The 8,886-nt window shown below is 44.7% G+C and carries 9 protein-coding genes; all 9 read left to right on the top strand.

Going from position 1 to position 8,886, the window contains the following annotated elements:
• Window positions 1-792: 792 nt before the first annotated feature.
• The 9 genes from mmoX to CRENPOLYSF2_RS09175 all read left to right on the top strand — a co-directional run bounded on the left by mmoX (window position 793) and on the right by CRENPOLYSF2_RS09175 (window position 8,511).
• On the top strand, window positions 793-2,376 hold the full coding sequence (mmoX, locus tag CRENPOLYSF2_RS09215; protein WP_087143657.1) for an aromatic/alkene monooxygenase hydroxylase subunit alpha: 1,584 nt from the start codon (window positions 793-795) through the stop codon (window positions 2,374-2,376).
• 105 nt (window positions 2,377-2,481) lie between these two features.
• A complete protein-coding gene (gene mmoY, locus CRENPOLYSF2_RS09210) occupies window positions 2,482-3,660 on the top strand; it encodes an aromatic/alkene monooxygenase hydroxylase subunit beta (protein WP_087143656.1) in 1,179 nt (392 codons plus the stop codon).
• Window positions 3,661-3,669: 9 nt separating this feature from the next.
• Window positions 3,670-4,095 (top strand): methane monooxygenase regulator MmoB, encoded by a 426-nt coding sequence (mmoB, locus tag CRENPOLYSF2_RS09205; RefSeq protein WP_087143655.1) that lies wholly within the window; start codon window positions 3,670-3,672, stop codon window positions 4,093-4,095.
• 9 nt (window positions 4,096-4,104) lie between these two features.
• Window positions 4,105-4,602: an aromatic/alkene monooxygenase hydroxylase subunit gamma gene (gene mmoZ / locus CRENPOLYSF2_RS09200; RefSeq protein ID WP_087143654.1), complete on the top strand. Its 498-nt coding sequence runs from the start codon at window positions 4,105-4,107 to the stop codon at window positions 4,600-4,602.
• Window positions 4,603-4,863: 261 nt separating this feature from the next.
• A complete protein-coding gene (mmoD, locus tag CRENPOLYSF2_RS09195) occupies window positions 4,864-5,097 on the top strand; it encodes a soluble methane monooxygenase-binding protein MmoD (RefSeq protein ID WP_245807962.1) in 234 nt (77 codons plus the stop codon).
• Between the two features lie 22 nt (window positions 5,098-5,119).
• Complete coding sequence (gene mmoC / locus CRENPOLYSF2_RS09190) at window positions 5,120-6,157, top strand: aromatic/alkene monooxygenase hydroxylase FAD-binding subunit MmoC (protein ID WP_087143660.1); 1,038 nt, start codon at window positions 5,120-5,122, stop codon at window positions 6,155-6,157.
• The gene (locus CRENPOLYSF2_RS09185) at window positions 6,129-6,500 is read left to right on the top strand and encodes a hypothetical protein (RefSeq protein WP_245807961.1); all 372 of its coding nucleotides are present in this window, start codon (window positions 6,129-6,131) and stop codon (window positions 6,498-6,500) included. Before mmoC ends, CRENPOLYSF2_RS09185 begins: the two co-directional genes overlap by 29 nt.
• Window positions 6,501-6,511: 11 nt before the next feature.
• Window positions 6,512-6,805 carry a hypothetical protein gene (locus CRENPOLYSF2_RS09180; RefSeq protein ID WP_087143658.1) on the top strand — a complete coding sequence of 98 codons (294 nt, stop codon included), beginning with the start codon at window positions 6,512-6,514 and terminating at the stop codon, window positions 6,803-6,805.
• A gap of 20 nt (window positions 6,806-6,825) precedes the next feature.
• Window positions 6,826-8,511 (top strand): Hsp60 family chaperonin, encoded by a 1,686-nt coding sequence (locus tag CRENPOLYSF2_RS09175; protein WP_087143652.1) that lies wholly within the window; start codon window positions 6,826-6,828, stop codon window positions 8,509-8,511.
• Window positions 8,512-8,886: the final 375 nt, after the last annotated feature.

Below are 8,886 nucleotides of genomic sequence, written 5' to 3'. Positions count from 1 at the left end.
CTTACGTGAAACTTGTTTATGGGGGCTGTTATTCGACATTTAAAGAGTGACTGAGTACTAGTCGCATTTCCAATTATTCGGTTTTTAGAAGGTTTTTATTGTTTGACAGCAGAGAATATTGGGTAATTTTTGCACCAAATTGATACAAATTTTAATTTTGTTGCACTAAAAAACGTTATTTTAAAGGCGTTTTCGGTGAATTTTAGTTGCTAATAGCGTGCATGAAATAACTCGAGCAAGTTCTACTTCGATAGGCTCAGCAAGAAAGAGAGTTGGAGTTTAAGTTGTTTAATTTATTTCGTGCATGTTGTTGCCAAACAACATAACGCGCCATAGACAGTGCAAAAAATGTGGTCAACAAGCCGTTGACCACATAAGGGGGACTCTAAAACCATTTTGGACGGCGCATCTGAAGAGTGCATGCATTGTAGCCTGACTTATTACTTCATAACAGGTGACATATTGCCGCGCGTCAAGTTGTCGCAGGCAAGCTGTTGCTGACTGATATTTACCCCAAAACCCGTCATATTCACAAACTGTACGTCTAATAACTGGACAGTGTCCAGTTATTAGACAGTTTTCAAATTTCCCCTCATTACTTTTTAACAATACTATCTTGTTGTTTTTATTTGCGTTTATTACCATTTATTAAATTGGCATATCTATTGCTTGGTTCATATTATTCATTGTTCAACCTTGAATTGTGTAGTAAGCCGAAAATCCTTTACTGGGTGTGGCAACAATGGATTATGCAACTTTTATCTACAACAAAAATATCAGGAGTAGTTTTTTATGGCTATAAGTGCAGCAACAAAAGCAGCAACCGATGCGTTGGCCGTTAATCGCGCGCCAGTTAGCGTAGGTGCTCAAGAAGTACACCGATGGATGCAAAGCTTTACCTGGGATTTTGAAAAAAATCGCACTAAATATTCGACCAAATACAAAATGGCGAATGACACCAAAGAGCAATTCAAGCTGATCGCTAAAGAATATGCCCGTATGGAATCCGTTAAAGATGAGCGCCAGTTCGGTAGTTTGCAAGACGTGTTGACGCGTGTTGATGCCGCTAACCGTGTACATCCAAAATGGAATGAGTCCATGAAAGTGATCTCCAACTTTTTGGAAGTGGGCGAGTATAACGCGATTGCCGCTACCGGCATGTTATGGGATTCCGCTACAGCCCCAGAGCAAAAAAATGGTTATTTGGGTCAGGTGATGGATGAAATTCGCCATACCAACCAATGTGGTTATATCAATTATTATTTTGCTAAGCAAGGTCAAGACGCTGCCGGTCATAACGATGCCCGTCGTACCCGTGCGATTGGCCCGCTGTGGAAAGGCATGAAACGCGTGTTCGCGGATGGCTTTATTTCCGGTGATGCGGTTGAGTGCTCCATTAACTTGCAATTGGTTGGCGAAGCCTGCTTTACCAACCCATTAATCGTTGCGGTTACCGAATGGGCTTCTGCAAACGGCGATGAAATGACCCCAACCGTGTTCTTATCCATTGAAACTGACGAGCTCCGTCACATGGCAAACGGCTACCAAACCGTGGTTTCCATTGCCAACGATGCAGCCGCTTCAAAATATTTGAACACTGACTTGAACAATGCGTTCTGGACCCAACAAAAATACTTCACGCCCGTATTGGGCATGATGTTTGAGTATGGTTCACATTTTAAAGTGGAGCCTTGGGTCAAAACCTGGAACCGTTGGGTATACGAAGATTGGGGCGGTATCTGGATTGGTCGTTTGGGCAAATACGGCGTGGAATCTCCTGCCAGCTTACGCGATGCGAAAAAAGACGCATACTGGGCGCACCACGATTTGTTCATGATTGCCTACGCGATGTGGCCAACAGGTTTCTTCCGTTTAACCTTGCCGACCGCTGAAGAAGCGGAGTGGTATGAAGCCAATTACCCTGGCTGGTACGACATGTACGGCAAGGTCTATGAAGAATGGCGTGCGCGTGGTTGTGAAGATCCAAACAGCGGCTTCTTGCCGTTGCAATGGTTCCAAGAAAATAACCACCCGATCTATATTGACCGTGTTTCCCAAGTCCCGTTCTGCCCTAGCTACTGCAAAGGGGCTAGCACACTGCGCGTTCTTGAGTTTAATGGCAAAAAACATTCCTTCAGTGATCCTTGGGGTGAGCGCATGTGGCTGTCTGAGCCAGAGCGTTATGAATGCCAAAATATCTTTGAACAATACGAAGGCCGTGAATTGTCTGAAGTGATTGCCGAAGGTCATGGCGTGCGCAGTGATGGCTTTACTTTGATTGCACAGCCACACACCAGCAAAGATGGCAAGCTGTGGACTTTAGATGATATTAAAAAGATCGGCTGCGTATTTGCTGATCCTATTAAAGCACTGTAATCATCAATCCCCATTTAGCATAATGCACGAATTTTGCAGGGTGCGCGTTGCGTACCCTACGTGGAAAAACTTGCCGTGCTATCAATAATTGTAAAGGAGTAACTTATGTCAATCGTAGTATCTGGTGGTAGACGCGGCCTTACAGACCCGGCCATTGCAGCGCAAATTTTAGCGGCAATTCCTGATAAGCCCTTGGAAACCCAACGTAAAATGAATTATTTCATGACCCCGCGCGGTAAACGGGTCAACGAATATGAAGCCTTATGTTGCTATACACAGCCCACACCCGACTGGATTCCAGGCGGTTTGGATTGGGGTGACTGGACGCAAAAATTCCACGGCGGCCGTCCGTCCTGGAGTAACGAGTTCACCGAAATGCACACCACTGACTGGCACAAACACCGTGATCCTGCTTACCGCTGGCACGCGCTATATGTGAAAGACAAAGGTGAAGAATGGCGTTATACCGACCGTTTTTTGAAAGCCTATTCTGCCGATGGCCATGTGCGTTCAATTGATCCGGTGTGGCGCGATGAAGTGCTGGGTGATTATTTGGGTGCGTTTGGCTTTAGTGAATACGGTTTGTTCAATGCCCATTCATCGGTAGTGCGTGACTGCTTGGGCGATACCATTCGGATGAGTAGCGCGATGATTGCTTTGGATAAGGTCGATAACGCGCAAATGATCCAGGCGGAAAGAACCTTTTTGGCAAAATTGGTACCTGGGTTTCCAGAATCTACTGATATTCCTAAAGCGGAATGGACAAAAGGCGCTATCTACAAAAGTGCCAGGGAAACCGTTGAGAAAATTTGGCAAGAAACCTATGATTGGAATGAAATTTTGTTCTCAGCACACATGGTTTACGACCCCTTGTTTGGTCAATTTGTGCGTAGAGAGTTCTTCTTAAGATTGTCGGCCTATTACGGTGACAACTTAACACCGTTTTTTATCAATCAAATGCAGTTATATCATTCACAAACCAAGGGCATCACTACAGATATGTTCCACACTTGTCTGGGTAGCGATGCTGAATTTGGCGATTATAACAATCGTTTGATGCGTGCCTGGAGCGATAAATGGTTGCCACAAACCGTTAATGCGTTAAAAGATTTCATGGGCATTTTTGCGAAAATTCCAGAAATTAAAGGCGTAACCAGCAAAGATGCAATTGAAGCTGCATTGGAGCGGGTGTTTGATGATTGGCAACGTGATTATGCTGCGCCTATCGGCTATAAAGTCGATACCAAAGCGTTAATTAAAACTGTGTTATCAGGTCTTAAATAAGGAATTATCATGACTGTCAATAAAAATGCCTATAACGCAGGCATCATGCAAAAAACCGGTAAAGCCTTTGCTGATGAATACTTTGCGGAAGAAAATCAGGTCTGTAAAGAAACCCACGAAGTGGTTTTGGTTTTAAAAAAATCCGATGAACTCAACACCGTGGTTGAAGAGATTTTGCTGGGTTCTCATAAAGCCGAAAATTCAACGTTGGTCGTAGAAGATCGCGCCGGTTTTTGGTGGTTAAAAGCAACCGGTAAAATTGAAATTGATTGCCGTGAAGTCTCTGAGTTGTTAGGCAAACATTACAGTGTTTATGATCTTTTGGTTGACGTGTCATCAACCATTGGTCGTGCGTATACATTGGATGAAACTTTTACCATCACCTCAGAACTGATGGGCCTTGATGTCAAACTGCAAGACTTGCAAACCGCATAGGAGAGAGCAATGGCTAAGATTCATGATAACCCCACACGCGATGAGTGGACAAAAAAAATTGCTGCGCTGAAATCATTGGGGGCAGGTGCCGCGTTATTAACCGAGTTTCGTGCCAAATACATGAGCCCGTTTAAAACCGATTTTTCCCTGGAGCTGGATGGCTTGTGGATTGAATGTAAAATTGAAGAGAAAGTTGCGTTGTTGAAACATGCCGAGTTCAATGATACACGCTTTCTTAACAGCACCACCAGCGGTATGGATGCACAGAAAGTGGCCAACGAGGTTGTCGCCAAAATGGATGCCTGTACGGATATGTACGAAGCCGAAAGAATCCATATCAACTTCAGGTTGGCCAACAAGCCTCCCATCATGCCGGTCAATGTCTTCATGGATACTGACCGCTTGTTAGGTACCAAGTTAATGGAGCTTAGAAATACCGATTACTACGCCTTGCCGTTGGAAGAATTGCGGAAAGTGCGTGGTGCTAAGGTGATAGTGCTTCAGTAATTTGCTACAGGGTTTGCTCATCGTAGTTATACACGTTTCTAGGTATGTGTTGACTTCCCCCTTTGAAAAAGGGGGATTGAGGGGGATTTATTTAAACAATCTCCCCTAACCCCTCTTTTTCAAAGAGGGGAACTGAACGGTTACGTTTCTAGTATGTTGGGTATTAATACGGTGGGCAATCTGCAAAAGTGCAGTTAAGGATGGATTGCACTTTTGCGCTTTTATAACGCAACTGAAACTATTTCAGGAAATATGATGAACATGATAGCGGTTAGCCAAAAAGCCGAAAGCTTGCACAACGAAAGCCAGGAACCTACCCAATTGTATGATTCAGAACGTTACACCGCCTACACTGAAGACTTGGAGTTTATGTGGCGCTGGACAATTTATCACGACAATAAACTGATTCAGGAAGGCTGTTCATTAACGCTGGAGGCATCAAGACGCGCAGTGAATCATGTCCTGGTGTTTTTTAATGCTTTCAAACCCAATTGATAATAAAACAGGAGCCTGTTTAATGGCAAACACTCACAACGTAACCATTATTACCCAGGATAATGAGTCGGTAGCCTTTCAGTGTCGATCCGATGAGGACGTGATTAGCGCAGCAGTGCGCCAAGATATTTATTTAATGTCGTCGTGCCGTGAAGGTGGCTGTGCAACTTGCAAAGGCTTTTGTGCCGAAGGCGAATACGTTATGGGCAAATTTAGCTCCCAGGCATTGCCGAATAATGAGGAGGAAGCGGGTGAAGTATTACTTTGCCGCTGTTACCCTACTACGGATATTGAAGTTGAAGTGCCGTATACCTATGAACGGATATCATTTTCTGCGGAAGGCTTGACCTTTGAGGCGGAAGTGGTTGAGTTGTCGCAAATCTCCATTAATGTGGTTAAATTTCAACTGCGCCGTGTAGGCGATGATAAAACGGTTAAATTTGCTTCAGGGCAATTTTATGATATTGAAATCCCCGGCACTAGCACGACACGGTCTTATTCACCAGCCAACACCAGCAATAAACAAGGTGATTTAGAGTTTTTGATCCGTATTGTCGATGGTGGGCTATTTTCAGAATACTTGAAAAAAGTCGCCAAAGTCGGGCATCGAATTAACCTTAAAGGCCCGTCCGGTGTTTTTGGCCTGAAAGAAAATGGCTTTACGCCGCGCTATTTCGTCGCCGGTGGCACAGGGCTGGCACCGATATTGTCGATGGTGCGTTACATGAAAGAATGGGATGAGCCGCAAAAATGCGTCATTTATTTTGGCGTTAATACCGAAGCCGAAATTTTCCATTTGGACGAACTGGATCAATTGGCCGCAGAAATGCCAACACTGGAACTTAGAAACTGTGTATGGAAATGCTCCGATGACTGGCACTGTGAAAAAGGCAGTGTGGTGGATATTTTACGTAGGGATCTACAGGAAACAGGCGTTAAACCTGATCTGTATTTATGTGGCCCCCCTGGTATGGTCGATGCCACGTTTGCCGTTTGTGCTGAAGCCGGTATTCCTAAAGAGCGTATTTATCTTGAAAAGTTTTTGCCAAGCGGATCATAAAACACCCATTATCGAAACGGTTATGATGAATACCGGCGATCAACAATTTCTCCATACACTGGCCGAGCAATTGGATAAAACCATCAGGAAATTGCTGGTAGATGAAAATGTGCTGACCAGCAAAATTGGCACACGCCGTGTGGAAGAATTAAGGGTATTTTGGAAACAGGATCTATCCGCTGAAGAAGAACTTGACTTCAAAAACACCCTGGATTATTGGGATAAGGAATTGCTTAAGACATGGGCGCGTTCAAAACGCGCCCATCATACGCGTGCCAGTGTGGCTCAGTCACTGTTGAAATTGAATTCCGGCAATAGTATCAAATCATATAGCTTGCTGTAATGGGGGGGGGGATGAAAGCAGAGGATATAGAATTTCTGGCAGGCATGGTTGAGCAACTGGATGAAACCATCAGAAAACTAGTGACTGAAGAACACGAGCTTACCAGCAAGCTGGGTGACGCACGGGTTCAGGAGTTAACAGAATTCTGGAATCAAGAATTAAGCCTCGAAGAAGAAATCGACTTTAAAAGTACACTGGACTATTGGGACAAAATCCTGATCCGTACCTGGGCACATTTAGTACGCGCACATCAATCCCGTGCGCTAGTAGGGCAAACCTTTATGAAATTAAATTCAAAACTATAACTGATTGGGATTCCCAGGCCATGAGCAAACACATTATTTACAATCCGGAAGCGCGTTTAAAAATGCTGCATGGCATTGATAGGGTGGCCCGCGCCGTGATTGTCACCATGGGCAGTAACGGCCCTGCGGTGATGATTCAGCATCGTACTGATGGCATTATGCCCATTTTCACGCGGGATGGCGTTACGGTTGCCAAAGCCATTAATTTTGACGATAGAATTGTCGATCTAGGCGGGCGTATGTTGCGTGATGTTGCCGGTGCTGTGTCACGGCAAGTGGGTGACGGTACCACCACCGCAATCGTATTGGCACAAAAACTCGCGCAGGAATGCTTAAAAAGTGTGGCGGCAGGTTTTCATCCGTTGCAATTAAAAATAGGCCTGGATACTGCGCTAGCAGTAGTGGAAAAAACGTTATTAGACAAAGCGCTCACTGGCGTTAATGCCGACTGGATCGAAAAAATTGCCGCAGTGGCCACTAAAAATGAACCGGGTGTTGGCAAGCTATTGGCCGAAGCCCTGGATAAATTAGGTGTCCAGGGCAACTTAACTTTTCAATTGGGCAATGGCCTAAAAGACGAGCTGGAAATTGTAGAAGGCATACAGTATCCACAAGGATTTTTATCGCCTTATTTTGTGACCGATAAGACCCGCGAAGAGGCGGTGCTGGAAAATCCCTATATCCTGCTTTACGACCGCGACATCAGTGACCTGATGGATTTAGTGCCGATTTTGGAAGAGGTCAATGCACAGAGGCGTTCCCTGTTAATTATTGCTGAAAATGTAATTGATAAAGCCTTGGCAGGCTTGCTGCTAAACCATGTGCGCGGCCTATTTAAAGTCGTTGCGGTTAAACCGCCTGGCTTTGGTGATAAACGCCTGAATCGTCTTAAGGATTTGGCTTTATTGACTGGCGGACAGACTATTCTGGATGATTACAGTTCGCCAAAACTTGAGCACGTCACCTTGGATCAGCTAGGCCAGGCAAAGCGTGTGCTAGTAACGGCGAGTTCAACGACAATAATCGGTGCAGCGGGAGATCAGGCTGCCATAAAAGCGCGCATTGCAACCTTGCGCCAAGAAGCCGATTTTATATTATCTAAAAAACCCGGCCAAGGTTCAGCTTCCGGCAATAAGCACGATTATGAAGAATTGGAAGATCGCATTACCTTGCTGGACGGCAGAGCTGGTGTCTTTAGCGTTGGCGGGATGGCTGATTTTGAAATAAAAGAGCGTCTGGTACGTATAGAAAATGCGTATATGTCGGCCAGAGCGGCGCTGGAAGAAGGTGTTTTACCGGGGGGCGGTGTCGCTTTATTTCGTTGTATTTCGGCATTAGATGGTGTCATTGCACAAAATGCCGAGCAACAGCAAGGTTTCAAGATTTTGCAGCAGGCTCTGGCGGCACCTTTGCTAAAAATAACCCAAAATGCTGGTTTTAACAGCGAAGCCGTGATTGCCAAGTTAAATGCACAGCTCGATGACCATTTTACCTTTGATACCCAGCATAATTGTTATGGCAATTTTCTGAAGATTGGCATTATTGATCCGGTTAAAGTCATGCGTTTGGCGTTACGCAATGCCGTCAGTGTCGTAAGTACCCTGATGACCACAGAAACCGTGGTTATGGATGTGCCCGACTTGTCCATTATGGACGGTTACTCACCGGAATGGGCGGCAGCTACCCGCGAAGATCCAAGAGCATAAATAGACAGCGTAACACAACAAATGGCGCAGCGTAGAGACGCAAAATTTTGCTTCTCTACATACAGCATAAATGCATCTTATTGAAAAATAAATACATAAATCCATTAGATTAATGGCATTGACCCAAGTTGGTTACTGCTATTAAGTGAAGCAAAATCCCCCTTTCCTTTATGCCCTATAGATACGCTGGAGAAGAAGCAGTACTTTTAATGTAATGGCGGCTAGCCACTATTTTAAATCAAACAAAGCCAAAATCGCTTAACCAGGCGGCATTATTTTACCTTTTATCCTCCCCCTCCCCATTTTATGGGCTCTAGTACTTAGTCACTCTTTAAGTGTCGGATAAAGCTTTTTCAATTTTATCCGAGCATCCTC

The sequence above is a fragment of the Crenothrix polyspora genome (assembly GCF_900163755.1).
Lineage (GTDB): Bacteria > Pseudomonadota > Gammaproteobacteria > Methylococcales > Methylomonadaceae > Crenothrix > Crenothrix polyspora.
The sequence above is the reverse complement of the archived record's forward strand: the minus strand, read 5'-3'. Positions and strand labels throughout refer to the sequence as shown.